This is a genomic window from Nocardioides sp. YIM 152588 (genome assembly GCF_040191335.1).
Lineage (GTDB): Bacteria > Actinomycetota > Actinomycetes > Propionibacteriales > Nocardioidaceae > Nocardioides.
Window position 1 is genome coordinate 1 of sequence record NZ_JBEGDJ010000003.1, and the last position, 25,573, is coordinate 25,573.

Consider the following 25,573-nt stretch of genomic DNA (forward strand, 5'->3'; position numbering starts at 1 on the left):
GTGGGCCGCACCTACACCCCGCCGTTCTCCTACTACGCGGGCCACGAGAACGCCTTCCGCGTGGTCGCCGCCGACGACGCGGTCACCACCACCGACGGTACGGGCGTCGTGTGCCGCGCGGCGCGGGCAGCGCGGCTCGATCGCGGCCAGGGAGCGGTCGGAGACCCCGGCCTCGCGCAGCTGGAGCGGGGTCAGGGTGGAGTCGTCGACCACCGCGTGCAGCACGCCGGCGACCTGGACCTCGGGGTCGAACCCGGCCAGGGCGTCGGCCACCGCCTCGGCGTGCTCGATGGCGGCCACGCCGAGCTCGTCCACCTGCCCGTCGTGGGCCCGCCTGGCCACGGCACGAGCGTGCTCGAGCGTGAGGCCGCGGGGATCCTCGGCCATCCGAACCCCCCTTCCGTCGGGGCCCCATCCTCGGACAGGGCCCCGACGGAGAAGGGATTGTGTCGGGTGACGGCGACCGCCGGGACAAAGCGCCCGGTCGCCCCAGCCGGCCACCGACCGGCGGGGGTCAGGGCAGGTCGAGCGGACGCAGCACGAAGATGATGCCGTGCGCGACCTGCTTGTTGCCCTTGTTGATGTCGAGGGCCGACGGGTCGAGGAACGGGTCGATGTCGTCGGTGTCCTGGTCGCGCAGCTGGACCAGGGGCAGCCGCTTGTAGATGACGTCCACCTCGAAGGTCGATCCCTGCGCGGTGGTCAGCTCGGCGCCGTCCGCCGCGAGCGCCTTCGACGAGGTGATCGTCGCGCCCGGCACGACGTGGTAGAGCAGCACCTGCTCGATCGCGTCCACGCCGACGGCGCTGACGAGCGTCTTGAACACCTTCCGCTCCGACCGGATCCAGTCGCCGGTGAGCTCCTTGGCGAGGCGGCGGAAGGAGGCGTCGTTCGGGATGAACGCCGTGAGCTTGACCGTGCCGTCGGCGAGCACGGCGACCGGGCTGGAGGGCTTCGCGTCGAGCACGGCCAGCACGGCCTCGGTGACGATGTCGTAGTCGCGGCCCCGCTTGTCGAACCTGTTGCCGTCGGACGTGAGCACCTCGGCCAGGCTGGTGGTGCCCTTGGCGGCGGCCTTCGCGGGCGCTGCTTCGGCCGTGCCCGGGGCCAGAAGGAGGGACGCCGTGAGCGCGACGGTCGCGCCGGTGGTGACAAGGCTTCGCATCTTCATTGATCAGTCCTTGCGTGAGGGGCCGCCGTTTGCCGCCCGTTGACCGTTGTTCGTTGCCGTCGGCCAGACGGTTGGCATATCCACCAATCTTTTTTCGATCCCCGGGCGCACGCCCGCGGCGCGCTCCGGTGCGGCCCGTCGCCTCAGCCGTCCCCGAGGGGGATCTCGACGAGCGGGCCGCCGGGGCTCCCCCCGGTGTCCGGGTCGACCGTGCGCCGCCGCGCGGTCAGCCGCACCCGGTCGGCGCGGAAGAGGTCCTCGGAGCACTCGAACGGCACCCCGCCGGGCGTCGTGGAGACGCGGGAGATGTGGAGCAGGGGCGAGCCCGGCGGCACCTCGAGCTCCTTCGCCTCCGCGGCGCTCGCGAGCACGACCGTGATCTGCTCCTCGGTGGCGCCGACCGCCAGCCCGTAGTCGTCGGCCAGCAGCCGGTAGAGCGAGCCGGTCAGGTCGCGCCCGGGGAGGCCGGGCACCAGGTCCGCCGGGAACCGGGCGCTCTCCAGCGAGAGCGGGATGCCGTCGGCGTACCGGGTCCGGGCCACCTCCACCACCTGCGGCCCGTCGTGCGCCAGCGCTGCCCGCTCGACGTCGGTCGCCGGGCGGACGAGCGCGGAGCGGAGCACGGTGGCGGACCGGTGGCCCGCCGAGGCCAGCAGGTCCGGTACGCCGAGCAGCTCGGCCGCCTCGCGCTCGACGACGTCGCGACGCACGAACGTCCCTCCGGAGCGCCCCGTGCGCCGTTCGAGCACCCCGGCGCGGCTGAGCGGCACCAGCGCGCTGCGCAGCGTGGTCCGGGAGACCGAGAAGCGCGCGGCCATCTCCCGCTCGGTGCCGAGCCGGTCGCCCGGCCGCAGCGCCCCCGAGGCCAGCATCCGCAGGATCCGCCGGCGCACGTCCTCCGCGACGACGCCGCCCTCGGACTCCTCCGCCGCCCTCATCCCGGGTTCACCGCGCCCACACCCGCCAGGCTAGGACGCGCTCGGCGTCACGGCCTCCGCCGACTCGGGCAGGATCTGGCCGCCGTCGACGACCATCGCGTGGCCGGTGATGTACCGGGCCTCGCGGGTGGCCAGGAACGCGGCGGCGTGGCCGATGTCCTCGGGGGTGCCGAGCTCGCCGAGCGGGATCGAGGCGGCCATCTGGGCGAGGTAGTCCTCGCCCAGGTCGGCCAGCCCCTCGGTCAGCACGTTGCCGGGCAGCACCGCGTTGACCGTGATCCCGGCCGGCGCCAGCTCGATCGCGGCGGTGCGCATGAAGCCGAGCTGCGCGGCCTTCGAGGCGCCGTAGTGGGACCAGCCCGGGAAGCCGGTGGTCGGCCCGGTGATGGAGGAGGTGAGCACCACCCGGCCTCGGCCCGAGGCCTCCAGGAACGGCAGCGCCGCCTGCACGGCCCAGACGGTGCCCTTGACGTTGACGCCGAGGACGGTGTCCAGGTCGTCCTCGGTCATGGTGGCCAGGGGCGCCTCGGGGAAGATCCCGGCGTTGGCGCAGAGCACGTCCAGGCCGCCGAGTGCCTCGGCCGCCTCGGCGACCGCGGCGGTCGCGCCGGCCCGGCCGGCGATGTCCGCGGCGACGGTGACCACCCTCGCGGCGCCGAGCTCCTTGAGCGTCGCCGCCGCGGCCTCGAGCTGTTCGGGGGTGCGGGCGGTGATGGCGACCGCGGCGCCGGCCTTCGCGAAGACCCGGGCGATCCCGAGCCCGATGCCGCGGGACCCTCCGGTGACGAGGACGCGGACGTCGGCGAGGTCGAACATGACTGCTCCTTCTGGTGGGGCGTGCAGGTGGGGGCGTGCAGGTGGGTGCGCGTGGGGGAGGACGGGTCAGGCGAGCGGGAACCGGTACCAGGCCGGGTCGTCGAGGTAGGCGCGTGCCAGGTCGACGGTGCCGGCGCCGTACTCGACGCCCCACTCCTGGGCGGGCGGGGAGTCGGGGTGCGTGCCGAGCCAGGCGGTGAGCATCAGCCGGCGCAGCATGACGAAGGTCGGGATCATCGCCAGGTCCTCGGCCGAGAGCGGGCGGACCTGCTGGTAGCCGTCCAGCCACGCGGCGACGGCCGCGGCCGTGTCGGGCTCGTGCTCCAGCCACGAGATCGCGGCGGCGAGGTCGTAGACGAACCAGCCGTAGCCGCAGTCGTCGAAGTCGATCACGGTGAGCGCCGACGCCGGGTCGATCATCAGGTTCGCCAGGCGCAGGTCGGCATGGATCAGGCCGTACCGGTCGGCGGCGCGCCCGTACGCCGCCAGCCGCTCCCGCACGCGGGCCGCGGCCGCGCCGAGCGCCGGCAGGTCCGCGGGCGCGACGCCGGGGCCGTCGGCGTACGTGCCCCAGCGGGCGGCCGTGCCGAGGCACTCCTCGACGTCCCAGGAGAAGCGGTCGAACTCCTCGGGCGCGGTCCAGGACGCGACGTGGCGGTGCATGCCGGCGGTGATCCGGCCGAGCTCGGTCATCGAGAGCCGGTCCGCCGCCTCCTCCCCGGTGACGCCGTCGACGAGGGTGAAGGCGACCACGAACCGGGCGGACTCGCCCTCGCCGAGGTCGACCACGCGGTCCCCGGACGCGGTCGGGACCACCTCGGGCGTGGTGATCCCCGCGTCCTCGCGCAGCCGGTCCATCCAGGCCAGCTCGGAGTGGATGGAGGTGCGCGTCTGGTAGCCCGGGCGGTGCACCCGGAGCACCAGCGTCCCCGGGGCGGCGCCGGCCGATCCGTGGCGGACCAGGTAGGTGCCGTTCTCGGAGAGGCTGATCAGCCGCAGCTCGGCGGGCTCGCCGATGTCGTAGTGGGCCAGCGCGCGTCGGGCGGCGGCCGTGGCGACGGCCTCGGTCAGCATCGGCGGGTCTCCTTCCGGCGGGCCCGGTGGGGGAGCCGGGCGCCACCAGTAGACCGCGCCGAGACCCCGGGCAGACCAAATCAAACCCAGTGTTCACAGGCTTGTTACGGGGCTTCCTTAGTCTTCTGGGACCGCCGCAGCGAGGCCCGGGTCGCCGGGCAGACCAAATCGAGAGGGTGTGGGGCCGGGTGCGCAGCTCGACCATCCTGGACGCGAACGCCTACCGGCCCGACCCGGACCGCCCGGGCGGCGACGACCCGCTGGTCGCCCGCCGGCAGCGGGCGCTGGGGCCGGCGTACCGGCTCTTCTACGACGAGCCCGTGCACCTGGTCCGGGGCAGCGGCACGACGCTGTGGGACGCCGACGGACGCGCCTACCTGGACGCCTACAACAACGTGGCGAGCGTCGGGCACGCCCACCCGCGGGTGGTGGCGGCCGTCGCCGAGCAGGCGGCGACGCTGAACACCCACACCCGCTACCTGGACGAGCTGCTCGTCGGGTACGCCGAGGAGCTCCTGGGCACGTTCCCGGCAGGCATGGACCAGGTGATGTTCACGTGCACCGGGTCGGAGGCCAACGACCTGGCCGTCCGGATCGCCCGGCGCGCCACCGGTGGCACCGGCGTGATCGTCACGGCCGAGGCCTACCACGGCAACACCGACCTGGTGACCGGCCTGTCGCCGTCCCTCGGCTCGGGCGCCGAGCTCGGGCCGCACGTGTGGACCGTCGCCGCGCCGGACCCGGTCCGGCGCGCGGACGAGGACCCCGGCGCCGCGCTGGCCGCCGAGGTACGCCGGGTGCTGGACGAGATGGCCGCCGCCGGCGTACGCCCCGCGGCCCTGCTGGTCGACACCGCGCTCTCCTCGGACGGCGTGCACACCCACCCGGCCGGGCTGCTCGCCGGGGCGGTGGCCGAGGTCCGCGCCGCGGGCGGCCTGCTGATCGCCGACGAGGTGCAGCCCGGCTTCGCCCGGACGGGCTCGGCGTTCTGGGGCTTCGAGCGGCACGGGCTCGCGCCGGAGCTGGCCACGCTGGGCAAGCCGATGGGCAACGGGATGCCGATCGCGGCCGTGGTGGGGCGCGCCGCGGTGATCGACGCCTTCGCCTCCGCGGTGCCGTACTTCAACACCTTCGGCGGCAACCACGTCTCGGTGGCGGCCGCCCGGACCGTGCTCGCGGTGATCGAGGAGGAGGGGCTGCGCGCCAACGCGGCCGCGGTCGGCGAGCGCCTCCGCCGCCACGTGCGCGAGCTCGCCGCGGACCACCCGGAGATCGCCGACGTGCGCGGCGATGGGCTCTACGTCGGCATCGAGCTGGTCGCCGAGCCGGGCGGCACCGAGCCCGGCACCGCCCGCGCCCGGGACGTGGTCAACGGGCTGCGCCGCGAGGGCGTGCTCTGCTCCGTGTGCGGCCCGTTCGGCTCCACCCTCAAGGTCCGCCCGCCCCTGGTGTTCAGCCCCGCCGACGCCGACCGCTTCGCCGAGGCCCTCGCCGGCGTGCTCTGACCCGCCCCGCATCCGCCGCGTCGTGACGTGCGCACCCCCGGGGTCGCGGGCTGTGCGCCGGCGAAGAAATCGACGGATCGTGTTTGGGTCCGCCAGGGCTGGATAGGACGGCTTTATCGGAATCAATCAAGATTACGGCCCGGGGCTCCCCAGCGATCCGGGCCGGAGGGGAGCACGATGAACGCCGAGAACAGCCACCCGACCACCACCGACGCCGGCGTACCGGTCGCCTCCGACGAGCACTCGCTCTCGGTCGGTCCCGACGGCCCGCTGCTGCTCCAGGACCACTACCTGATCGAGCAGATGGCGCAGTTCAACCGCGAGCGGATCCCCGAGCGCCAGCCGCACGCCAAGGGCGGCGGCGCGTTCGGCGAGTTCGAGGTCACCCAGGACGTCAGCGCCTGGACCCGCGCGGACTTCCTCCAGCCCGGCAAGAGGACCGAGGTGCTCGCCCGGTTCTCCACCGTCGCGGGGGAGCGGGGCAGCCCGGACACGTGGCGCGACCCGCGCGGCTTCGCGCTGAAGTTCTACACCGACGAGGGCAACTTCGACCTGGTCGGCAACAACACGCCGGTCTTCTTCCTGCGCGACCCGATGAAGTTCCAGCACTTCATCCGCTCCCAGAAGCGCCGCGCCGCCAACAACCTGCGCGACCACGACATGCAGTGGGACTTCTGGACGCTCTCGCCGGAGTCTGCCCACCAGGTGACGTGGCTGATGGGCGATCGCGGCATCCCGCGCACCTGGCGGCACATGAACGGGTACTCCAGCCACACCTACTCGTGGATCAACGCCGACGGCGAGATGTTCTGGGTGAAGTACCACTTCAAGACCGACCAGGGCATCGAGTGCTTCACGCAGGACGAGGCCGACCAGATGGCCTCGATCGACACCGACTACCACCAGCGCGACCTGTTCGAGCACATCGAGGGCGAGGAGTTCCCGAGCTGGACCCTGCACGTGCAGGTGATGCCGTTCGAGGACGCGAAGACCTACCGCTACAACCCGTTCGACCTGACGAAGGTCTGGCCGCACGCGGACTACCCGCTCCACGAGGTCGGCCGGCTCACGCTGAACCGCAACGTGACCGACTACCACACCCAGATGGAGCAGGCCGCCTTCCAGCCGAACAACCTGGTCGCCGGCACGGGGCTCTCCCCGGACAAGATGCTGCTGGCCCGCGGGTTCAGCTACGCCGACGCGCACCGCGCCCGGCTCGGCGCGAACTACCAGCAGATCCCCGTCAACGAGCCGAGGTGTCCCGTCTACTCCTACTCCAAGGACGGCGCGATGCGGGTCAAGCCGGTCTCGGACCCGGTCTACGCACCGAACTCGTACGGCGGGCCCGCGGCCGACCCGGCGCGCACGGACGACGGCGGCCGCTGGGCGGCCGACGGCGACATGGTCCGCGCGGCGTACACGCTCCGCGAGGACGACGACGACTGGGGCCAGGCGGGCACGCTGGTCCGCGAGGTGCTCGACGACGAGGCTCGCGCGCGCCTGGTCGACAACATCGTCGGCCACCTGCTCAACGGGGTGAGCGAGCCGATCCTGGCGCGGGCGTTCGAGTACTGGCGCAACGTCGACAAGGACCTGGGGGACCGGGTCGAGGCGGGCGTGCGGGAGAAGCAGGACGAGAAGGACCCCAAGGCGGGGGAGCAGGGGAACCCGGCGCGGTCGTCGGCGCAGTCCAAGGCCTGACCGGTCTCGGGGATGCACCACGCGCTCACCGGCGCGGTGCATCCCCGTCCGCCCGGACCGGGGCATCCACGCCCTGGCGGTCGCGCCTCGGCGCGAAGGCCAGGACCAGGGCCGCGGTCACCAGGGCGACGCCGGCGGCGACCACCAGGGCGGCGCTGACGCCGTCGACGAAGGACTGGCGGGCCAGCTCGGCGAGTTGCTGTCCCCGCTCGCCGAGCTGCGCCAGCTCGGGTGAGGTGGTGAAGGCGACCGAGCCCAGGATCGCGTCGGCGGCCTGCTGCGGAAGTCCGGCGACCTGGTCGACCAGGCCGTCCCGGTAGACCTGGTTGAGGGTGGAGCCGAGCACGGCGATGCCGAGCGCCGATCCCAGCTCGCGGGCGGTGTCGTTCATCGCCGACGCGACACCCTGCTTGGAGGCCGGCAGCGCCTCGGTCACCGCCGTGGTGGCCGGCGTGCCGGACAGGCCCATGCCCGCGGCGCCGATCAGCAGCCCGAGGGCGAACACCGGGTAGTTCAGGTCGACCTGGGAGAGGCTGACGACGTACAGGCCCACCGCCAGCAGCACCATCCCGAGCGGCACCAGGTGGCGGAAGCCGAACCGGGCCGCCAGCCGGGGCGCCATGCGGGCGGTGGGGATCAGCAGGAACGGGATGGGCAGCATCCGCAGCGCGGCCTCCAGCGGGCTCAGCGCGATGACGAACTGCAGGTACTGCAGGATCGAGAAGATCAGCCCGAACCAGCAGAAGAACGTCACCGCGATCGCCAGGCTGCCGACCGAGAAGCCCCTGACCGCGAAGAGCCGGGGGTCCAGCAGCGGCTGCTCGCGCCGCAGCTCCCACCACACGAAGGCGGCCAGGCCCGCGGCGCCGCCGACGAGGGCGACCAGCGTGATCGAGTCGGTCCAGCCGCGCTCGGGTCCCTCGATGATGCCGAAGACCAGCAGGCCCATCCCGACCAGGGTGAGGACCCCGCCCACCACGTCGACCGCCGGCGGGTGCTCGTCGACGGAGTCGGGTACGACGACCAGCGTGCCGACCACGGACACCGCGGCGAGGGCGGCGTTGAGCCAGAAGAAGGACTGCCAGGCGAAGAGCTCCAGCATGATCGCGGTGATGAAGAGCCCGACGACCGCGCCGGCGCCGGCGATGCCGACCCACACCCCGATCGCCCGCGGCCGCTCCTCCTCGGGGAAGGAGGTGGTGATGACCGACAGCGTCGTGGGCATGACCGCGGCGGCACCGAGTCCCATCGCGGCGCGCACCGCGATGAGCCCGGTCGGGGTGTCGACGAAGGCTCCGGCGACGGCGGCCAGCCCGAAGATCGTCAGGCCGGCCAGCAGCAGCGGCTTGCGGCCGAACCGGTCGCCGAGCGCCCCGGCGAAGAAGAGCAGGGCGGCGAAGACGACCGTGTAGGCATCGATGATCCAGGTCAGCTGGGTCTGGGTCGCGCCGGTGGCGCGGGCGATGTCGGGAAGGGCCACGTTGAGGCCGACCACGGCGGAGACGATCGTCATCAGCGAGATGCCGATGACGGGCATGATCCGTCCGGTCGGCGTCACGGCGATGGTGGTATTTCTACGCATGATGAAATGATATTCTCCACCTGATGAATTTTGTCAAGGGGTACCGATGAGTAGCCGTCGCGGCCGGCGGCCGGGCGGCTCGGACACGCGCGAGGAGATCCTCACGGCGGCACGCCGGTTGTTCGGCGAGGACGGCTTCGCGGGAACGTCGCTGCGACAGATCGCGACGGCGGCCGGCGTCGACGTACGGCTGGTCAGCCACTACTTCGGCTCCAAGGGTGATCTCTTCGTCGCCGCGGTGGAGCTGCCCTTCGACCCGGAGTCGACGTTCGACATGTTGCTGGCACCGGGCCCGGCCGGTCTCGGCGAGCGGCTGGCCGGCTTCGTCCTGGACATCCTCGACTCGCCCCCGGGCCGGCAGGTGATGACGGGCATGCTGCGCGCAGCCGCGTCGGAGGACCAGGCCGCCGCCATGGTGCGTGACCGGCTCGTCGGTCAGCTGCTGCTGCCGTTGGCGAGCCGACTCGGCACCGACCACGCCGAGCTGCGGGCCAGTCTGATGGGGTCCCAGATCGCCGGCCTGGTGCTGGCCCGGCACATCGTCGGACTACCGGCCCTCGTCGACGCCGACCGCGAGACCCTCGCCGGACTCCTGGGGCCCGTGCTGGCCCACTACCTGACCGTCGACCTCCCTCAGGACGCCGAGCCGGCGGCGGCCGCCGTGTCCGAGGGGGCGTGAGGGCGCCGGGTCCAGCGGTCGCCGAGCCTCGCCGCGCGCGCCTCAGCCGCCGGGGCGTCGGCGGGCGACAGCTCGGGCCAGCGCCTGCGCCGCCGGGGTCGGCCGGTCCCGCGGCCAGGCCAGCGCCAGTGGCGACGGGGGCGCGTCGGCGAGCGGGACGAAGGCCAGCCCCGGCCTGCGCGGCGCGATCTCACGGCCGCCGCGGGTGCCCAACGCCGTGGCCGGCCGTGAGGGCGCCTACACCCTGCTCGCCCTCGGCGTACTGGCCCCGGGGCTGGAGGAGGTCGTCCCGGCCGCGTGCGACGCGGTGGCCGCGGCGATGCGGCCGTGGGCGACCGGCACGGCGCTGCTCAACTGGCTCGGCGCCAGCGCCGGCGCGGAGGAGGTCGCCGGCGCGTGGACGCCGGGCGTGCGCGACCGGTTGCTCGCAGTGAAGAGGGCGGTCGACCCCGGGAACGTGTTCCGGCTGGGTCACGCGCTCCGTGCCTGATCCGGGGCACCGCAGGGTGGTTTCGAGGCTCGCTGCGCTCGCACCTCAACCACCGGGGTCAGCGCCCGAGATCCTCGGCGCTGAACTCCCCGGCCTCCACGCGGGCGCGGATCTCGTCCGCATGGCTGATCGCGGCGCCGATCTCCTCGGCCACCAGGTGGGCCGCCGTCTGCCAGGCGACGGAGCGGAGCCGCTCGAGGTTGCGCTCGAGGCCGGCGCTGGTGCCCTCACCGTCGTACAGGGTGCCGGCCTCGGCGACCCACCGGGCGACGAGCAGCTCGCACAGCTCGCGGATCCGGTCCCGCATGGTGTCCGACGCCCAGCGGCTGAGCGTGAAGTCGGTGCCGATCTCGAACAGCTCCAGCGCGCCCCGCAGCTGGGGGACGCTGGGGGCGTACCAGGACCGCCGGCCGTCGGGGCCCGTCCGCCGTTCCAGGTAGCCGGTGCTGACCAGCGCGGGCACCTGGTCGGGGTAGTTGTCGCCGAGGAGGTCGGCGAGCTCGCCCTCGTCCAGGGTGCGGGCGGAGGTGGCCAGCCAGCCGGTCCCGGTGATCGCCGGCCCGAGGAGGTCGACCACGTCGTTGGCCGGCTCGGCGGCGTCGCCGAGCACCTGCCGGATCGTCTGCAGCCGCAGCCCCTGGTCCTGCAGCGACGAGATCGCCCGGAGCCGGTCGAGGTGCTGCTCGCCGTACACGGCCTTGCCCGCCCGTCGCGCGGGGCGGTGCAGCAGGCCCTCCGACTGGTAGTAGCGGACCGTCCGCGCGGCGATCCCCGTCTCGCGCTCGACCTCGGCCAGGGTCAGCTCCCGACCGTGGTGGCTGGGGGCGGAGGAGGTCATGGCTTCATCCAATCAGGGCGGAGGCGGATGTGACGCGGACTTCTTTCGTCACTTGACGATGGCATCTTACAGTGATTACTGTCACCTGTGACCGAGGACACCCCTGGCGCCTAGGCTGTGCGGAGACGTACGCCGGCCGCACCAGCGTGATCGTCGGGCCATCCGGCCATCGGCCCCGCGGCCGGGTGTATCAGGCTCGACGGCAACCAGATTCGAGGAAGAGCAGCATGAACATCGCAGAGAACCTGACCGCGACCGCGGCCAAGAACCCCGACGTGGTCGCCGTGAAGCTGGACGACGTCGAGCTGACCTACGCGCAGCTGGCCGGCGCGGCCGCGAAGGCCGCCGGCTGGGTCCGTGAGCTGGGCGTCCAGCCGGGCGACCGGGTGGCCGTCTCGCTGCCGAACATCCCGCACATGCCGATCCTCTACTACGGCATCCTGCTGGCCGGCGGCGTCGTGGTGCCGACCAACCCGCTCTACAAGTCCCGCGAGTTCGCGCACGTGCTGCGCGACAGCGACGCCAAGGCGATCTTCGCCTGGAACGGTGTCGGCGAGGAGGCCAGCAAGGGCGCCGCCGAGGCGGGCGCGACCTACGTCGAGGTCGACCCGGCCACCTTCACCGGCGAGCTGATGGGTCACGAGGCCATCGAGCTGGTCAGCCGCCAGGCCGACGACACCGCGGTCATCCTGTACACCTCGGGCACCACCGGCTCGCCCAAGGGCGCCGAGCTGACCCACAGCAACATGATGAGCAACGCCGCCGCCTCGTCGGCCGACAACCTGATCGGCGTGACCGTGGGCGACGTGATCTTCGGCGGCCTCCCGCTGTTCCACGTCTTCGGCCAGACCTGCATGATGAACGTCGCCGTGCTCACCGGTGCCACCCTCACCCTGCTGCCGCGCTTCGACCCGGCCAAGGCGCTCGAGGTCATCGCCCGCGACAAGGTCACCGTGATGGGCGGCGTGCCGACCATGTACGTCGCGCTCGCGCAGTACCCGAACCCCGGCGACTACGACACCTCGGCACTGCGCCGCTGCGTCTCCGGCGGCGCCGCGCTGCCGGTCGAGGTGCTCAAGGCGTTCGAGGACGTGTACCACGCCCCGATCCTCGAGGGCTACGGCCTCTCGGAGACCTCCCCGGTGGCCTCCTTCAACCACGCCGACCGCGAGCGCAAGGCCGGCTCGATCGGCCAGCCGCTCGACGGCGTCTCGATGAAGCTGATCGACGCCGAGTGGAACGAGGTCCCCGAGGGCGAGATCGGCGAGATCGCGATCTCCGGCCCGAACGTGATGAAGGGCTACTTCGGCAACCCCGACGCCACGGCCAACTCCATCCACGACGGCTGGTTCCGCACCGGTGACCTCGCCAAGCGCGACGACGAGGGCTACTACTACATCGTCGACCGGGCCAAGGACATGATCATCCGCGGCGGCTACAACGTGTACCCCCGCGAGATCGAGGAGGTGCTCTACGAGCACCCGGCCGTGGCCTCGGCCGCCGTCATCGGCGTCCCGCACGAGACCCACGGCGAGGAGGTCGCCGCGGTGATCACGCTCAAGCCGGGCCACGAGGTGACCGAGGACGAGATCCGCGACTACGCCAAGGAGCGCGTGGCGGCGTACAAGTACCCGCGCATCATCCGCTTCGTCGAGGCCCTGCCGCTGGGCCCGACCGGCAAGATCCTCAAGCGCGAGATCAAGATCGAGGGCTGACCTCGTTCGATCGCTGAGGCGAGGGGGTACCGCGACGGTGCCCCCTCGCTCTGTTTTTCGGGGGTTCCCCGCGGCCTGTCTAGACCGAGCGTGACGCGCGTCACTCCATGCTCGTTTGGCTGTCACCACTCACCTGACCGACAGCTTTGGGGAGCTCACGTGGTCACAGCCTCTCGCCGCACCGTCCTGCGCGCCTCCGCGACCGCCTCCGGGCTCGCCGCGGGCGCCGCCTTCGTCCCGACCCGGGTCGGCGCCGTGCCGCTGCGCCGGATCAGGCGACGGGTGGTGATCATCGGCGCCGGGTTCGGCGGCGCGGTCGCCGCCCTGCGCCTGACCCGCGCCGGCGTACCGGTGACGATCCTGGAGCAGGGCAAGCGCTGGCCGTCGGGACCCGACGCCGACACGTTCCCGCGGGTCAGCGATCTCGATCGGCGCGCCCTCTTCTACACCTCCTACCCCGAGCTGTTCGGCCGGCGGCTGGAGGTGAAGCCGTACGCCGGCCTGTTCCACGCGACCTACAGCGAGAACATGACGATCATGGCGGGCTGCGGCTGGGGCGGCGGCTCGCTCACCTACCAGGGGATGACGCTTGAGCCGTCACGCGCGGTCTTCGAGGAGGAGTTCCCCGCGGGCATCGACTACGACGAGATGCACCGCGAGCACTACCGGACCGTGGCCCGGATGCTCCGGCTGGAGACCGCGCCGGACGAGCTCATCGACTCGCCGAACTACAAGGTCGCGCGGATCTTCAAGGAGCGCGCCGAGGAGGCCGGGTTCGACGTCGAGAAGATCCCGATGCCGATCAACTGGGACTTCGCGCTGCGCGAGCTGAAGGGGGAGATGGCGCCGACCTACACCAACGGTGACGGCGCGATCGGCGTCAACAACGGCGGCAAGCACTCGCTGGACACCAACTACCTGCGCCGCGCCGAGCGCACCGGGCTCGTCGAGGCGCGCACCCTGCACCGGGTCACCGGCATCCGCCGCAAGAGGTCGGGCGACTGGGAGGTCGCGGTCGACCGGACCGACCTCGCGGGCCGGACGAAGCGGCAGCTGCTCATCACCACGCCCACGCTGATCATGGGCGCCGGAAGCGCCGGCACGACGAGGATGCTGGTCCGCGCCGGCGCGCTGGACGACATCCCCGACCTGCCCGACGACCTCGGCGCCGGCTGGGGCAGCAACGCCGACCGCATCTACCTCTGGACCAGCCTCACCGAGCGGCTCGGCCCGCTCCAGGGCGGCCCGGTGGTGTACGGCAGCAAGGACTGGAGCGACCCGGCGCTCGCGAACACGATCATCCAGGCCTCGATGCCGCCGATCCTGCTCGGCGGCTCCCAGGTCGACCCCAACAGCACCGTCCTGGTCGGCTACGGCGTCAGCAAGGCGCGCGGGCGCTTCCGCTACCACGGGGCCGACGACGACGTCCGGCTGCACTGGAAGAAGGAGGCCGACCACGTCATCCAGGAGTCCCGGATCGGGCCGCGGATCGAGGCGGTCGCCGGACGCCTGTCGATCCTCACCGACACCACCGGCATCGTGCCGTCGACCTGGCACCCGATGGGCGGGGCGAACCTGGGCTCGGTGTGCGACCTCAACGGCCGGGTCAAGGGCCAGCGCGGGCTCTACGTGCTCGACGGCGCCCTGCTGCCGGGCAGCGCGGCCGCCTGCAACCCCTCGATGACGATCGCGGCGCTCGCCGAGCGGGCGATGAAGCGGATCGTGCGGCGCGACGTCGGGCGGATCATCTAGGGGCGCGGCGCCGGCTCGCCGGGGCGGGGGCGGGTCGTGTGCCTGACACCCGCGCATGGAGGGGTCTGAGGCACACGACCCACCACCTGCGCGGGCTCACCTGGCGAACCGGCTCGGCTCAGGCGGTCCAGGTGAGGCTGCGCCCGTGGCCGTGCGTGCGCGCCACCATCCGGCCGTCGACGCCGAGCACGAACGTCGGGCGGTCCGACGCGATCGGCGGCCCGGTCGCGGTGACCGACGGCAGCACCTGCTTGCCCTCGTTGCTGACCCAGTGGCAGGCGCCGTCGGCGACCAGGTCGCGGACCAGGGTGTCGAACCGCAGCCGGTCGTCGGGCTCCAGGTAGGCGATCACGGCGCTGTGGAAGACCACCACCGTCCCGTACGCCGACGCTTCCTCGACCAGGTCCGGCAGACCGGTCAGCAGGTTGCCCGCGCGGATCGACGGCGGGTCGGCGCGGGCCACCTCGATGCCGTGGCGCAGCCGCTCGCGACGGTCCTCCTGCTCGGGCCAGACGAGGTTGGTCAGCCACGCCATCGCGTCGGCGTCGGTGACGTCGAGCGGGTTGAGGTCGATCCCGGCGCGGAAGGCGACCTCGGGCAGGGCGGTCGGCAGCGGGGCCGGCCCGGAGACCCGGCAGGGCAGGCGCGGCTCGGGCCCCAGGCCGGTGACCCCGCCGTCGTCGCGGTGCTGCCAGGCGTAGCCCCAGCGATCCGGGTAGAGGCAGAGGCCGGCGGAGGCGCCGACCTCGACCAGGGCGAGCGGCCCGTCGAACCCGGCGAACGCCGGGGCGAGGGTCGCCAGCCGGCCGACCTCGTTGGTCTGCGTGGCGCGGGCCAGGATCGTCGCCCGGATGCGGCCGGAGTCGCCCAGCAGCGCGTCCCGCAGGCCGTCGTACGGGCCGGGGGCGGGGACGCCGTGCCAGCGGGCGGCCGCGAAGACCAGGTTCGGCTGCTGCTTGATCGGCGGCAGGGTGGCGATCCAGGCGATCACCTCCTCGTCCTCGGCGACCGCCCGGGCCCAGGCCTCGAACGTCGGCGAGTCCCCGGCGTACCCGGCGAAGTCGCGGTAGGAGTCGGCGACCCCGAGATACGGCTCCATCCGGCCACCCTACGAGGCGGTCCGGGCGCGGTCAGGGCGCGGTCAGTCCGCTCCGGGCGCGGTGGTGCCGCCCAGCGGCATCGTGGGCAGGCCGAGCTTGCGGTGGTCCCACGAGCGGGTCCGGGAGACGTCGAAGCGCACCGCGACCCGGTTGTGCAGCATGGTCTCCACGAACGGCCGCACCTCCTCCGAGTACGGGCCGGTGTAGCGCTCCCAGACGTCGACGCCGACCGCCCACAGCGCCGCGCGGTCGTCGAGGATCTCGCAGGTCCCCTCCATCGACACCCCGCGCAGGGTGTCGTAGGTGAGGCCGTCCTCCAGCAGGACCGTCGCCCGCGGGTCGCGGCGCAGGTTGACCGCCTTCTGCGCCTTGGCCTTGGTCTCGAACCAGAGCACGCCGTCGAGCAGCGCGAACCACATCGCGACCGCGTGCGGCTGGCCGGTCGCGCCGACGGTGACCAGGGTGGCGGTGCGCTTGCCGGCGATGAAGGCGGCGACCTCCTCGTCGGTCATGGCGACCTGGGAGCGCTGATTGGTGCCCATCGGTGTCCGTCCTCGGCGTCGGGGATGAAGGCCCGCCGAAACTAGCAGCGCTCGCACTCCCCATCGGCACGGTTCCACCACCTAGGTTGAGGACATGACCGACGGGCCGAGCATGCGCGAGCGGATGCTCGCGGGGGACCTGTACCGCGCCGAGGACCCGGAGATCGCCGCCGACCTCGCAAGGGCTCAGCAGCTGACCCACCGCATCAACACCTGCGACCCGACCGACCGGACCACCGTCCGGGCGCTCTTCGCCGAGCTGCTCGGGGAGTACGGCGCGGACGCCGAGATCCGGCCGCCGTTCCACTGCGACTACGGCCACCAGATCCGGTTCGGCGCGCGGTCGTTCGCCAACTTCGGGCTGGTGGTCCTCGACGTCGCCCGGGTGGCGGTGGGGGAGGACGTGCAGATCGGCCCGCGCGTGCAGCTGCTCACCGCGACCCACCCGCTGGAGCCGGGGCCGCGCCGCGACAAGTGGGAGTCGGCGGAGCCGATCACCGTCGGCGACAACGTCTGGCTCGGCGGCGGCGTGATCGTGTGCCCGGGGGTGAGCATCGGGGCGGACACGGTCGTGGGCGCCGGCTCGGTGGTGACCCGGGACCTCCCCGCCGGCGTGATCGCCGTCGGCTCCCCGGCGCGGGTGGTGCGTGAGCTCTAGGGCGTGGCGGGTGCTGGCCCTGCTGGCGCTCGCCGCGGCGGCGGTCGCGTGGGTCACCCCGGCGGTGGTCGCCGGCCGGGGCGTCGACCTGCACCGTGCCCCGGTCCTGCTGGTCGGCCCCGAGGTGGTCGCCCAGCCGCTGGCGAGCGCGGCCGCGGGCCTGCCGGGCGAGCCGATGGACCCGGGCGTGGTCACCAGCCCGCGGCGGGCCCGCGACGCGGTGGCGCGGGGGGACGTCGTCGGCGCGCTGGTGCTCGACCTGCGCTCGACCGAGGACCGGCTGCTGATCCGCGACGGCCTGCACCCGCGCGTGCGGGAGCGGGTGGTCGAGGGGACCGAGGCGCTCTCGACGCGGTTCGGGCGCACGGTCGAGGTGACCGCCGTACCGGGTCGTGCGGTGCCGGACGTGGCCGCGTTGCGTGCCTCGGTGGTGGCGGTCCTGGCGGGCTTCCTGCTGGTCGCGGTGATGTCGCTGCTGTGGGGGCCGGTGCCGCGGAATCTCGTCCGCGGCCTGGTGCGGATCTCGCTGGTGGTGGCCCTGGCGGCGGTCGCCGCGGCGGTGGCGCTGGCGGTGCCCGGGCTCCGGCCGGCGACGAGTCCCGACGCCCCGCCGGCGGGGGTGGCGGGCGTGGTCGCCCTGGTCGCCCTGGGCGCCGGCCTGGTCACGCTCGCCTGGGAGGTGCTGCTGCGGCTGCACGGGCTGGCGCTGGCCGGGCTGCTGCTGCTGGTGCTGCCGGCGCCGCTCGTCATCTCGGGCAGCGAGGTGCTGCTCGGCGGGCCGGCCGGCGCCGTCGCGCCCTGGACCGCGCTGGGCGCCGGGAACGACGCCCTGGCCGGCCTCGTCTCCGCCGAGGACCACGCGCTCCTGGTCCCGATGGTGCTGCTGGTCGGCAGCGTGGTCCTGGCGCTGATCGTGATCGCGCTGTGCCGGACCGCGGCGATCCGCGCCGAGCGCCGCCTGCCGGCGGCCGGAGCGGACGCCGGGGCGGACGCCTCCGCGCCCGAGGGCGTCGCGCCCGCGCGGTGGCGGGCACGGATCCTGGTCGGACTGCTGGCCGTGCTGGCGGTGGCCGCGCCGGTGCTGGCGCTCACCCCGACCGCGGACCCGACGCCGCTGGGCATGGTCAGCCTCGCCGCCAGCACCTCCTGCACCGCGACGGGCAGCCTGGAGACGCCGAAGGACCTCAACCGGCTCACCCGGCTCCGCGGGTCGCCCGAGTTCCAGGGCGGCGACATCGGCGCGGAGACGATCCTCCAGGGCCCGCGCGCGGTCTGGATGTTCGGCGACACCCTGCGCCGGGCCGACGGCGGCGACACGCTGGTCCGCAACTCGATGCTGCTGCTGGGCGAGGACTGCCTGCAGGTGGTGCTCCCCGAGAACGGTGGGGCGGTGATCCCCGACCGGGGCAAGGTCGGGTACTGGCCGATGTCGCTGACCACGACCGGCTACCCGGGCTACGACCTGGTCACCGTCTTCGCTCAGCGGGTCCGGCAGACGGGCACCAGCAGCGTGTTCGACTTCGAGATCCTGGGGCCGGCGGTGGCGACGTACCTGGTCCCCGTCGGCGGTACGCCGCAGCTGCTCGAGGTGCGCGACCTCGGCCGCGACGACGCCGACACCGCGCGGCCGATGTGGGGCGCCGCCAGCGTCCGCGCGGGCGGGTGGCTCTACGCCTACGGCACGTCCCGGCCGGAGGAGGGCGAGGTGTTCACCGGCTTCGCGCTGCACGTGGCGCGGGTGCGCCCCGACGAGGTCGGCGACCTGCGGCGCTGGCGGTTCTGGGACGGCTCGCGCTGGTCGGGGAGCGCGGAGGACGCGGCCACGCTGATCCCGTACCGGGACGGCGTCTCGCAGACGCTCAGCGTCTTCGAGCGCGACGGCACCTGGTACGCGTTCAGCAAGCGCGACGAGGTCTTCGGCAGCGACCTGGTCTTCTGGACCGCGTCGTCGCCGACCGGTCCGTTCACGGCACAGCCGCCGGTCGCCGAGCTGCCCAGCGACGGTGCCACGGGCCAGCTGCGCTACATGCCGCTGGCCCATCCCGACCTGCTGCCGCGCAAGGGCTCGGTGCTGGTCTCCTACAGCCGCAACAGCACCGACTTCGGCAAGGTGATGCGCAACCCGCTGCTCTACCGGCCGCGGTTCCTGCGGGTGCCGCTGCCGGCGTCCTGAGTGCTGGCTGCCGCCGGCGGGTCAGATGTCGGTCGGCATCATGTTGGTGCCGCTCTTCATCCGCTCCCGGAAGCTGCCGGTCGGGAACTCGCGGTCCTTGAGCCTCTCCATGAAGCCGCGCAGCGTGCGCTCGCCGTACGCCGGGGCGACGTGGTCGACGACGGACCAGTACTTGGCGGCCTCGAGGTAGTAGGCGACCGGCCGGACCTTCGCGCTCATCCGCCCGATCCGGACCAGGCGGGCGATCTTCTTGTCCCAGGTGGCCATCGGCACCACGTCCCACTGCGGCTCGCGGCCGGTGATGTCGAACATCATCTGCCCGGCGTCCTTGAGGGTGACGACGTTCTCCGGCACCCACGGACCGCCGACCGGGAGGACCCGGCCCAGCGCGTCGGCGGAGAGCACCTGGTTGGTGATGAACTCGGCGAGGTCCTCGCGCGCGATCGGGTTGACCACGTTGTACTCGCCGTGGTCGAAGATCCGGTAGGCCAGCCCGTTCTTCACGTCGCCGAACGTCATCGACAGGTAGGGGAAGTAGGCCGTCGGCCGGATGATCGTCCAGGGGAGCGGGCCGTGGTGCTGGCCCATCAGCTCGCCCTCGACCTGGAGCTTGTAGACCTGCGGGATCAGCTCGGGGCGGTAGGCCCCGAAGTCGCTCACGTGGATGAACTGCCGGACGCGGTGCTCGACGGCGGCCCGGATGCCGTTGACGACGGCCTCGTGGTCGACGAGGCGGCACTCGTCGGCGTCGTTGGGGCGCCGGCCGCTGAGCAGCGAGACCACGACGGCGGTGTCGCCGGAGGCGACCGCGCCGGCCACGTCGCCGGGGCGGGTGGGGTCGCCGACGATCACCTCGGCGTCCGCGAACGCCGGGTCCTCGGCGGCCTCGACGCCGCGGGCCAGCACGACCGGCGTGTAGCCGCGGCGGGCGAGCTCAGGTATCAGGGCGCGGCCGATGTAGCCCGTCCCGCCGAGCACCAGCACCCGCTCGCCGTTCCCGGTCCCGGTGGGGCCGGCGGCGTACGTGGTCGACTCGGTGGTGAGGAGCCGCTTGCGGAGGTCGTGGCTGCGCGCCTGCGCGGCGGCCGCGTCGAGGTCGGTGATGGTGGTGAAGGCCATGGAGCCGAGAATATATGATCTACGGTCGCCGTGCGGCCCGGTCCGGGTCGACACGGCGCGCCGGTTTCGGAGGTTGTGCCGAGCACGAAACACGGGGCTGGGAGGATCGGGGCACCCGAGCCGAGGAGGGGTCCGTCCGTGCACGACACCGAGGTGATCGTCCTCGCCGCCCTGATCGGCGGCGCCGTGGCCACCGCGCTGCGCCTGCCGCCGCTGGCGGGATTCCTGGCGGCCGGCTTCGTGCTGAGCCCCCTCGGTGTCGAGGTCACCCCGTCGATCGAGACGATCGCCGACCTCGGCGTCACCGTGCTGCTCTTCGGCGTCGGCCTCAAGGTGGACCTGCGGGCACTCGTGCGGCGGGAGGTCTGGGCCACCACGTCGCTGCACATGGCGGTGAGCACCGTCGTCGGCGCCGCGCTGGTCGGCGTGCTCGCGCTGGTCGGCATCGCGGCCGCCGCCGACGCGGGGTGGAAGGGGTGGCTCTTCGTCGGGTTCGCCCTCTCCTTCTCCAGCACGGTGCTGGTGGTCAAGCTCCTCGAGGAGCGCAACGCGACCAGGTCGCTGAGCGGGCGCACGGCGATCGGCGTGCTGGTCATCCAGGACCTCGCCGCGGTCGCGTTCATCGCGATCGGCGAGGGACACCCGCCGAGCCCCTGGGCGGTGCTGCTGCTCCTGGTGCTGCCGGCCGCGCCCCTGCTCCGGCTCTTCCTCGCCCGCCTCGGCCACGACGAGCTCCTCCCGTTGTACGGCGTCGTGCTGGCCTTCGTCCCCGGGTACTGGCTCTTCGACTCGGTCGGGGTGAAGGGCGACCTCGGCGCGCTGGTGATGGGCATGCTGCTGGCGACCGCGCCGCGCTCAGGCGAGCTGGCCAAGAGCCTCTTCACCCTCAAGGACCTGCTCCTGGTCGGCTTCTTCGTCTCGATCGGCCTGGCCGGCCTGCCGAGCGCCTCGGAGATCCTGGTCGCGGCGGTGCTGCTGCTCCTGCTGCCGCTGCAGGCGCTCGGGTTCGCCCTGCTGTTCTGGCTGTTCCGGTTCCGCCGCCGGACCGCGGTGCTCACCGGGCTCGGCCTGGCCAACTTCTCCGAGTTCGGCCTCATCGTCGTGGTCGCCGCGCCCGCGGGCCTGCTCTCCGAGGACTGGACCCAGATCCTGGGCACCGCCGTCGCCGCGAGCTTCGTCCTCTCGGCGATCCCGTTCCGCGGCGACGGGCTGGTCCGCCTGCTGCGCCGGCTGCTGCCGGACCGGCCGCTGGACCGGATCCACCCCGAGGACCGGCTGCTCGACGTGGGCGACACGCAGGCCGTCGTACTGGGGATGGGGAGGGTCGGCCGCTCCGCCTACGAGCGGCTGCGCGACGAGTTCGGCCTGCGGGTGATGGGCATCGAGACCGACCGGGAGCGCTGCCAGCGCCTGGTCGACGCCGGCTACCACGTGGTCGAGGGCGACGCGACGGACCCGGAGATGTGGACGGCCGACGCCTTCCACGGCACCCGGATGGTGCTGCTGGCGATGCCGTTCCACGGCAGCAACCTGGCGGTGCTCGGCCGGCTGCGGGAGAGCGGCTACCCGGGCACGGTCGCCGTGGTCGCCCAGTTCGACGAGGACCTCGCCCAGGCCACCGAGCGCGGCGCGGACACCGGCTTCCAGCTGTACGACGGCGCCGGCACCGAGCTGGCCGACCGGGCCGTCGCCGCGGCCGGGGTGCCCGGCGAGGGCTGAGCCGACGGGGCCGTCGTCGGCTCGGCGGTCAGGGGCCGGTCTTGACGATCTTCATCGTCAGCCGCGAGTCGACGCGCGCGATGGCCGGGTCGCCGAGGAGCTTGCCGGTCAGCCACCGCTCGTAGGAGGCGAAGTCGGCGGTCCGCACCCGCAGCTGGTAGTCGGGCAGGCCGAACATGCGGCGCAGCTCGGCCACCTCGGGCAGGGCGGCCACCCGCTCCTCGAACGCCTGGACGGTGGCCAGGTCCTTGGCGACGAGGTCGGCGTTGATGATCACCTCCAGGCCGCGGCCGAGTGCCGCCTCGTCGATGCGGGCTCCGTAGCCGAGGATGACGCCGTCCGCCTCGAGGCGCCGTACCCGGCGCAGGCAGGGGGCCGGGGTGAGGCCGACGCGGGAGGCCAGTTCCTGGTTGCTGAGGCGCCCATCGCGCCGCAGGTGCTCGATGATTGCGCGGTCAAGATCATCCACGCATCAAATCGTGCGCGTACAACGAGGATCGAGCAACTTCGGGACAGCACATTGCGTGCGATTCCCCCTAGCGTTCGCCCATGCTTCTCGACCAGGCCCCGACGACGCCGCGGCGGCGACCCGCCGCGGGTGCCGCGTCGGGCCTGGCGACCGCCGCGGCCGAGGCGGCCCCGGTGTGGATCGGGGTCGGCGCGATCGGCGTCGGCCTCGGCGTGCTCTCGGTCGGCAGCGGCTTCCCGTGGTGGTTCTCGCCGCTGGTCTCCCTGGTGCTGTTCGCGGGCTCGGCCGAGTTCCTGCTGATCGGCATGTGGGCGGTCGGCGCACCGCTGGTCGCGGTCGGCACGACGACGTTCATGGTCAACGCCCGCCACCTCTTCTACGGGCTCTCGTTCCCGCTGCGGCACGTCCGCGGACGGCTGGGCAGGGCCTACAGCGTCTTCGCGCTCACCGACGAGGCGTACGCGATGCTCGGCACCAAGGAGGCGCGCGAGCTCAGCAGCGGGCGCATCCTGTGGACCCAGGCCGGCACGCACCTGTCGTGGGTCGGCGGCTCGCTGGTCGGCAGCCTGCTCGGCGCCTCGCTCCTGCGGGGCGTCCAGGGCCTCGACTTCGTGCTCACGGCGCTGTTCATCGTGCTCGCCCTCGACGCCTTCAAGGCGGGGCCCGACCGGGTCGGCCTGGTGGTCGCGGTCGCCGCGGGCACCGCCGCGCTCGTGCTCTTCCCGGGCGCGATGATGCTGGTCGCGATGGTCGCCTTCGGCGCGGCCATGGTGGTCCGCCACCATGCGGGCCACCGCGCCCGCCCCGACCGTCGACCGCTCGGGGCCGTCGGTGCCTGACCCCCTGTACCTCGCCGCCGGCCTCGCCGTCGCCGTCGCGGTGACGGTGGCGACGCGGGCGATCCCGTTCGCCGTCGCCGACGCGCTCCGCGGCTCCGCCCTCCTGGCGGACCTCGCCCGGTGGATGCCGCTCGGCGTCGTGGTCATCCTCGTCGTCTACTGCCTCGCCCAGATCGACCTCGGCGACGTGTCGGGCGCGACCGCCCGGCTGCTCGGCGTGGGCGTGACCGTCGGCATGCACCTGTGGCGGCGCAACGGCGCGCTCTCCATCCTCGCCGGCTCGATCACCTGCGTCGCCCTGCTGAACCTCTGACCCTCCATGCGCGCGGTGGGTGGGGGTTTCGGTGGGGTGGTTGACGTCACAGTGCCGCGGTGGCACTCTCGGATGCACATCTGAACGCTCGTTCGGTTCGTGACCCGCTGGCGCGGACGCAGGGGCGTTCCCGTGCACCGAGGAGAGCACCCATGACCTCTGCTGTCATCGTCGACGCCGTCCGCACCGCCTCCGGCAAGGGCAAGCCCGGGGGTGCGCTCTCCGAGGTGCACCCGGTCGAGCTCCTCTCGACGGTGCTGCGCGCAGTCACCGAGCGCAATGACCTCGACCCCGCGCTCGTCGACGACGTGATCGCCGGCTGCGTCATCCAGGTCAACGACCAGGCGCTCAACATCGGCCGCACCGCGCTGCTGCACGCCGGCTACCCGATCTCGGTCCCCGCCACCACCGTCGACCGCCAGTGCGGCTCCTCCCAGCAGGCCGCGCACTTCGCCGCCCAGGGCGTCATCGCCGGGGCGTACGACATCGCCATCGCCTGCGGCGTCGAGTCGATGAGCCGCGTGCCGATGGGCACCAACGCGGCCGGCGGCGACCCGTTCGGCCCGCTCGCCGAGCGCTTCCCCGAGGGCCTGCCGCACCAGGGCATCGGCGCCGAGCTGATCGCCGCCCGTGCCGGCTTCTCGCGAGAGGACCTCGACGCATTCAGCGCCCGCTCGCACCAGCGCGCGGCGTCGTACGCCGCCGACGGCTCCTTCGACAACGAGATCGTCCCGGTCGCGCTGCCGTCGGGCGGCACCCACACGGTCGACGAGACGGTCCGCGCCTCCACCACCGCCGAGGGCCTCGCCGGCCTGCGGGCGGCCTTCACCGACGAGCGCTGGGGCACCGCCTTCCCGGAGATCGACTGGCGGATCACGCCCGGCAACTCCAGCCCGCTCACCGACGGGGCGTCGGCGATGCTGGTGATGAGCGAGGAGAAGGCGAGCGAGCTCGGGCTCACCCCGCGCGCCCGCTTCCACACGTTCGCGGTGACCGGCTCCGAGCCGGTGACGATGCTCGACGGCGTCATCCCGGCCACCCACCTGGCCCTCAAGCGCTCGGGCCTGACCATCGACCAGCTCGACGCCTACGAGGTGAACGAGGCGTTCGCGCCGGTGCCGCTGGCCTGGGCGAAGGAGTTCGGCGCCGACCCCGCCAAGCTGAACCCGCGCGGCGGCGCGATTGCGCTCGGCCACCCGCTCGGCGCCTCCGGCACGCGGATCATGACCACGCTGCTCAACCACCTCGAGGCGACCGGCGGCCGCTACGGCCTGCAGACGATGTGCGAGGGCGGCGGCATGGCCAACGCCACCATCATCGAGCGCCTCTGATGGGCCGTCCCATGGAGCTGACCCACGTCTCCCTGGACGTGGCCGACGGCATCGCCACGATCTGGCTGGATCGCCCCGAGGCGCTCAACGCCCTCACCACCGAGGGGGAGTCGAGCCTGCTTGCGGCGCTCGATGCCGTGGACGCGGATCCTGAGGTCCGGGCGGTGGTGCTGACCGGGCGCGGCAAGGCGTTCTGCGCCGGGATGGACCTGTCCGGCTCCGCCTCCTCGTTCGAGGTCTGGCGGAAGGATCCCGATGCTCCCGAGGGGGTCGTCTTCGACGTCCCGGGCGAGGAGCTCCCCGTGCGGCGCGACGGCGGCGGCCGGATCGCCCTGCGGCTGTTCGACCTCGACAAGCCGGTGATCGCCGCGGTGAACGGCGCCGCGGTCGGCATCGGCTCGACGGTGACGTTGCCCTGCGACGTCCGCCTGGCCTCGACGGCCGCGCGGTTCGGTTTCGTCTTCAACCGGCGCGGCTTCGTGCCCGAGACCTGCTCGACGTGGTTCTTGCCGCGGGTGGTGCCGATGCAGACGGCGCTGGAGTGGGTCTACACCGGTCGGGTCTTCGGCGCGGAGGAGGCGCTGGCGAAGGGGCTGGTGCGGTCGCTGCACGAGCCGGACGACCTGCTGCCCGCCGCCTACGCGCTGGCCCGGGAGATCGCCGACCACGCGGCCCCGGTCTCCGTGGCGCTCTCGCGGCGGATGATGTGGCGGATGCTCGGTGCCGAGCACCCGGTGGTCGCGCACACCGCGGAGACGATCGGGCTCAACCACCGCGGCGTCAGCGACGACGCCAAGGAGGGGATCGTCGCCTTCCTGGAGAAGCGGGCGCCGGAGTTCACGGGGCGGGTGCCCGACGACGTGCCCGACGTGCTCGCCGCGTTCCCGGCGCCGGAGTTCGACCCGGCCAACCTCGGCTGACCCAAGCCAACCCCGACCCGCGAGATGGGGGTTGGCGACATGCGAGTTGGGGGAAGGCGACACGCGAGTTGGGGGAAGGCGACACCGAACGGTCGCTTTTCCCCAACTCGCACGTCGCGACCCCCCAAC

23 protein-coding genes and 1 pseudogene are annotated in these 25,573 nt (G+C 73.2%); 13 read left to right on the forward strand and 11 right to left on the reverse strand.

Annotation, left to right across the window (positions count from 1 at the left end; all coding sequences use genetic code 11):
- The 5 genes and pseudogenes from ABLM29_RS02650 to ABLM29_RS02670 all read right to left on the reverse strand — a co-directional run.
- Nucleotides 1-387, reverse strand: a pseudogene (locus tag ABLM29_RS02650) (hypothetical protein); the annotation flags it as partial.
- Between the two features lie 127 nt (nt 388-514).
- Complete coding sequence (locus ABLM29_RS02655) at nt 515-1,171, reverse strand: fasciclin domain-containing protein (protein ID WP_349712176.1); 657 nt, start codon at nt 1,169-1,171, stop codon at nt 515-517.
- A 143-nt stretch (nt 1,172-1,314) separates the two neighbouring features.
- Nucleotides 1,315-2,109, reverse strand: coding sequence for a GntR family transcriptional regulator (locus ABLM29_RS02660; RefSeq protein WP_349712179.1), 795 nt, complete (start codon nt 2,107-2,109; stop codon nt 1,315-1,317).
- A 30-nt stretch (nt 2,110-2,139) separates the two neighbouring features.
- Complete coding sequence (gene fabG / locus ABLM29_RS02665; RefSeq protein ID WP_349712181.1) at nt 2,140-2,925, reverse strand: 3-oxoacyl-ACP reductase FabG; 786 nt, start codon at nt 2,923-2,925, stop codon at nt 2,140-2,142.
- A gap of 66 nt (nt 2,926-2,991) precedes the next feature.
- Nucleotides 2,992-3,999, reverse strand: a complete 1,008-nt coding sequence (locus tag ABLM29_RS02670) for a phosphotransferase enzyme family protein (protein WP_349712184.1) — start codon at nt 3,997-3,999, stop codon at nt 2,992-2,994.
- Nucleotides 4,000-4,187: 188 nt separating this feature from the next.
- Between ABLM29_RS02670 and ABLM29_RS02675 the strand changes: the two genes are divergently transcribed.
- Nucleotides 4,188-5,504: an aspartate aminotransferase family protein gene (locus tag ABLM29_RS02675; RefSeq protein WP_349712186.1), complete on the forward strand. Its 1,317-nt coding sequence runs from the start codon at nt 4,188-4,190 to the stop codon at nt 5,502-5,504.
- A 177-nt stretch (nt 5,505-5,681) separates the two neighbouring features.
- Nucleotides 5,682-7,205, forward strand: coding sequence for a catalase (locus ABLM29_RS02680; RefSeq protein WP_349712188.1), 1,524 nt, complete (start codon nt 5,682-5,684; stop codon nt 7,203-7,205).
- A 25-nt stretch (nt 7,206-7,230) separates the two neighbouring features.
- On the opposite strand, the gene ABLM29_RS02685 is transcribed toward ABLM29_RS02680, so the two are convergent.
- The gene (locus ABLM29_RS02685) at nt 7,231-8,787 is read right to left on the reverse strand and encodes an MFS transporter (protein WP_349712189.1); all 1,557 of its coding nucleotides are present in this window, start codon (nt 8,785-8,787) and stop codon (nt 7,231-7,233) included.
- 46 nt (nt 8,788-8,833) lie between these two features.
- On the opposite strand from ABLM29_RS02685, the gene ABLM29_RS02690 reads away from it, so the two are divergent.
- Both ABLM29_RS02690 and ABLM29_RS02695 read left to right on the forward strand, forming a co-directional pair.
- On the forward strand, nt 8,834-9,466 hold the full coding sequence (locus ABLM29_RS02690; protein WP_349712191.1) for a TetR/AcrR family transcriptional regulator: 633 nt from the start codon (nt 8,834-8,836) through the stop codon (nt 9,464-9,466).
- A 205-nt stretch (nt 9,467-9,671) separates the two neighbouring features.
- On the forward strand, nt 9,672-9,956 hold the full coding sequence (locus ABLM29_RS02695) for a BBE domain-containing protein (RefSeq protein WP_349712192.1): 285 nt from the start codon (nt 9,672-9,674) through the stop codon (nt 9,954-9,956).
- A 58-nt stretch (nt 9,957-10,014) separates the two neighbouring features.
- On the opposite strand, the gene ABLM29_RS02700 is transcribed toward ABLM29_RS02695, so the two are convergent.
- Nucleotides 10,015-10,794, reverse strand: a complete 780-nt coding sequence (locus ABLM29_RS02700) for a MerR family transcriptional regulator (protein WP_349712193.1) — start codon at nt 10,792-10,794, stop codon at nt 10,015-10,017.
- Between the two features lie 227 nt (nt 10,795-11,021).
- Between ABLM29_RS02700 and ABLM29_RS02705 the strand changes: the two genes are divergently transcribed.
- Both ABLM29_RS02705 and ABLM29_RS02710 read left to right on the forward strand, forming a co-directional pair.
- Nucleotides 11,022-12,509: a long-chain-fatty-acid--CoA ligase gene (locus ABLM29_RS02705; protein WP_349712195.1), complete on the forward strand. Its 1,488-nt coding sequence runs from the start codon at nt 11,022-11,024 to the stop codon at nt 12,507-12,509.
- 159 nt (nt 12,510-12,668) lie between these two features.
- On the forward strand, nt 12,669-14,261 hold the full coding sequence (locus ABLM29_RS02710; protein WP_349712196.1) for a GMC oxidoreductase: 1,593 nt from the start codon (nt 12,669-12,671) through the stop codon (nt 14,259-14,261).
- A 118-nt stretch (nt 14,262-14,379) separates the two neighbouring features.
- Here the strand turns inward: ABLM29_RS02710 and ABLM29_RS02715 are convergent, their stop codons facing one another.
- Both ABLM29_RS02715 and ABLM29_RS02720 read right to left on the reverse strand, forming a co-directional pair.
- Complete coding sequence (locus ABLM29_RS02715; RefSeq protein ID WP_349712197.1) at nt 14,380-15,360, reverse strand: DUF2332 domain-containing protein; 981 nt, start codon at nt 15,358-15,360, stop codon at nt 14,380-14,382.
- Nucleotides 15,361-15,402: 42 nt separating this feature from the next.
- Nucleotides 15,403-15,903 (reverse strand): pyridoxamine 5'-phosphate oxidase family protein, encoded by a 501-nt coding sequence (locus tag ABLM29_RS02720; protein ID WP_349712198.1) that lies wholly within the window; start codon nt 15,901-15,903, stop codon nt 15,403-15,405.
- Nucleotides 15,904-15,997: 94 nt separating this feature from the next.
- Between ABLM29_RS02720 and ABLM29_RS02725 the strand changes: the two genes are divergently transcribed.
- Together ABLM29_RS02725 and ABLM29_RS02730 are read left to right on the forward strand one after the other, a co-directional pair.
- Complete coding sequence (locus ABLM29_RS02725) at nt 15,998-16,561, forward strand: sugar O-acetyltransferase (protein WP_349712199.1); 564 nt, start codon at nt 15,998-16,000, stop codon at nt 16,559-16,561.
- 10 nt (nt 16,562-16,571) lie between these two features.
- Nucleotides 16,572-18,734, forward strand: coding sequence for a DUF5005 domain-containing protein (locus tag ABLM29_RS02730; protein WP_349712200.1), 2,163 nt, complete (start codon nt 16,572-16,574; stop codon nt 18,732-18,734).
- Between the two features lie 21 nt (nt 18,735-18,755).
- Here the strand turns inward: ABLM29_RS02730 and ABLM29_RS02735 are convergent, their stop codons facing one another.
- Nucleotides 18,756-19,853, reverse strand: coding sequence for an NAD(P)H-binding protein (locus tag ABLM29_RS02735; protein WP_349712202.1), 1,098 nt, complete (start codon nt 19,851-19,853; stop codon nt 18,756-18,758).
- Nucleotides 19,854-19,991: 138 nt separating this feature from the next.
- Here ABLM29_RS02735 and ABLM29_RS02740 point away from each other — a divergent pair, with 138 nt between their 5' ends.
- The gene (locus ABLM29_RS02740; RefSeq protein WP_349712203.1) at nt 19,992-21,572 is read left to right on the forward strand and encodes a cation:proton antiporter domain-containing protein; all 1,581 of its coding nucleotides are present in this window, start codon (nt 19,992-19,994) and stop codon (nt 21,570-21,572) included.
- Between the two features lie 28 nt (nt 21,573-21,600).
- Here ABLM29_RS02740 and ABLM29_RS02745 read toward each other — a convergent pair whose 3' ends face one another.
- Entirely contained in the window at nt 21,601-22,041 is a 441-nt protein-coding gene (locus ABLM29_RS02745; RefSeq protein WP_349712205.1) for an Lrp/AsnC family transcriptional regulator, read from the reverse strand.
- Nucleotides 22,042-22,121: 80 nt separating this feature from the next.
- On the opposite strand from ABLM29_RS02745, the gene ABLM29_RS02750 reads away from it, so the two are divergent.
- From ABLM29_RS02750 to ABLM29_RS02765, 4 genes are all read left to right on the forward strand, one after another.
- A complete protein-coding gene (locus ABLM29_RS02750; protein ID WP_349712206.1) occupies nt 22,122-22,880 on the forward strand; it encodes an AzlC family ABC transporter permease in 759 nt (252 codons plus the stop codon).
- Nucleotides 22,873-23,193 (forward strand): branched-chain amino acid transporter permease, encoded by a 321-nt coding sequence (locus ABLM29_RS02755; protein WP_349712208.1) that lies wholly within the window; start codon nt 22,873-22,875, stop codon nt 23,191-23,193. Before ABLM29_RS02750 ends, ABLM29_RS02755 begins: the two co-directional genes overlap by 8 nt.
- Before the next feature lie 152 nt (nt 23,194-23,345).
- Complete coding sequence (locus ABLM29_RS02760; protein ID WP_349712210.1) at nt 23,346-24,524, forward strand: thiolase family protein; 1,179 nt, start codon at nt 23,346-23,348, stop codon at nt 24,522-24,524.
- 11 nt (nt 24,525-24,535) lie between these two features.
- A complete protein-coding gene (locus ABLM29_RS02765; RefSeq protein ID WP_349712212.1) occupies nt 24,536-25,444 on the forward strand; it encodes a crotonase/enoyl-CoA hydratase family protein in 909 nt (302 codons plus the stop codon).
- Nucleotides 25,445-25,573 lie beyond the last annotated feature (129 nt).

What these genes read in the sequence shown, in the direction of transcription:
- ABLM29_RS02670 (WP_349712184.1), bottom strand. Translation starts at nt 3,999, where the DNA reads ATGCTGACCGAGGCCGTCGCCACGGCCGCCGCCCGACGCGCGCTGGCC.
- ABLM29_RS02655 (WP_349712176.1), bottom strand. Translation starts at nt 1,171, where the DNA reads ATGAAGATGCGAAGCCTTGTCACCACCGGCGCGACCGTCGCGCTCACG.
- ABLM29_RS02680 (WP_349712188.1), top strand. Translation starts at nt 5,682, where the DNA reads ATGAACGCCGAGAACAGCCACCCGACCACCACCGACGCCGGCGTACCG.
- ABLM29_RS02720 (WP_349712198.1), bottom strand. Translation starts at nt 15,903, where the DNA reads ATGGGCACCAATCAGCGCTCCCAGGTCGCCATGACCGACGAGGAGGTC.
- fabG (WP_349712181.1), bottom strand. Translation starts at nt 2,925, where the DNA reads ATGTTCGACCTCGCCGACGTCCGCGTCCTCGTCACCGGAGGGTCCCGC.
- ABLM29_RS02715 (WP_349712197.1), bottom strand. Translation starts at nt 15,360, where the DNA reads ATGGAGCCGTATCTCGGGGTCGCCGACTCCTACCGCGACTTCGCCGGG.
- ABLM29_RS02765 (WP_349712212.1), top strand. Translation starts at nt 24,536, where the DNA reads ATGGAGCTGACCCACGTCTCCCTGGACGTGGCCGACGGCATCGCCACG.
- ABLM29_RS02725 (WP_349712199.1), top strand. Translation starts at nt 15,998, where the DNA reads ATGACCGACGGGCCGAGCATGCGCGAGCGGATGCTCGCGGGGGACCTG.
- ABLM29_RS02690 (WP_349712191.1), top strand. Translation starts at nt 8,834, where the DNA reads ATGAGTAGCCGTCGCGGCCGGCGGCCGGGCGGCTCGGACACGCGCGAG.
- ABLM29_RS02760 (WP_349712210.1), top strand. Translation starts at nt 23,346, where the DNA reads ATGACCTCTGCTGTCATCGTCGACGCCGTCCGCACCGCCTCCGGCAAG.
- ABLM29_RS02750 (WP_349712206.1), top strand. Translation starts at nt 22,122, where the DNA reads ATGCTTCTCGACCAGGCCCCGACGACGCCGCGGCGGCGACCCGCCGCG.
- ABLM29_RS02705 (WP_349712195.1), top strand. Translation starts at nt 11,022, where the DNA reads ATGAACATCGCAGAGAACCTGACCGCGACCGCGGCCAAGAACCCCGAC.
- ABLM29_RS02700 (WP_349712193.1), bottom strand. Translation starts at nt 10,794, where the DNA reads ATGACCTCCTCCGCCCCCAGCCACCACGGTCGGGAGCTGACCCTGGCC.
- ABLM29_RS02735 (WP_349712202.1), bottom strand. Translation starts at nt 19,853, where the DNA reads ATGGCCTTCACCACCATCACCGACCTCGACGCGGCCGCCGCGCAGGCG.
- ABLM29_RS02660 (WP_349712179.1), bottom strand. Translation starts at nt 2,109, where the DNA reads ATGAGGGCGGCGGAGGAGTCCGAGGGCGGCGTCGTCGCGGAGGACGTG.
- ABLM29_RS02685 (WP_349712189.1), bottom strand. Translation starts at nt 8,787, where the DNA reads ATGCGTAGAAATACCACCATCGCCGTGACGCCGACCGGACGGATCATG.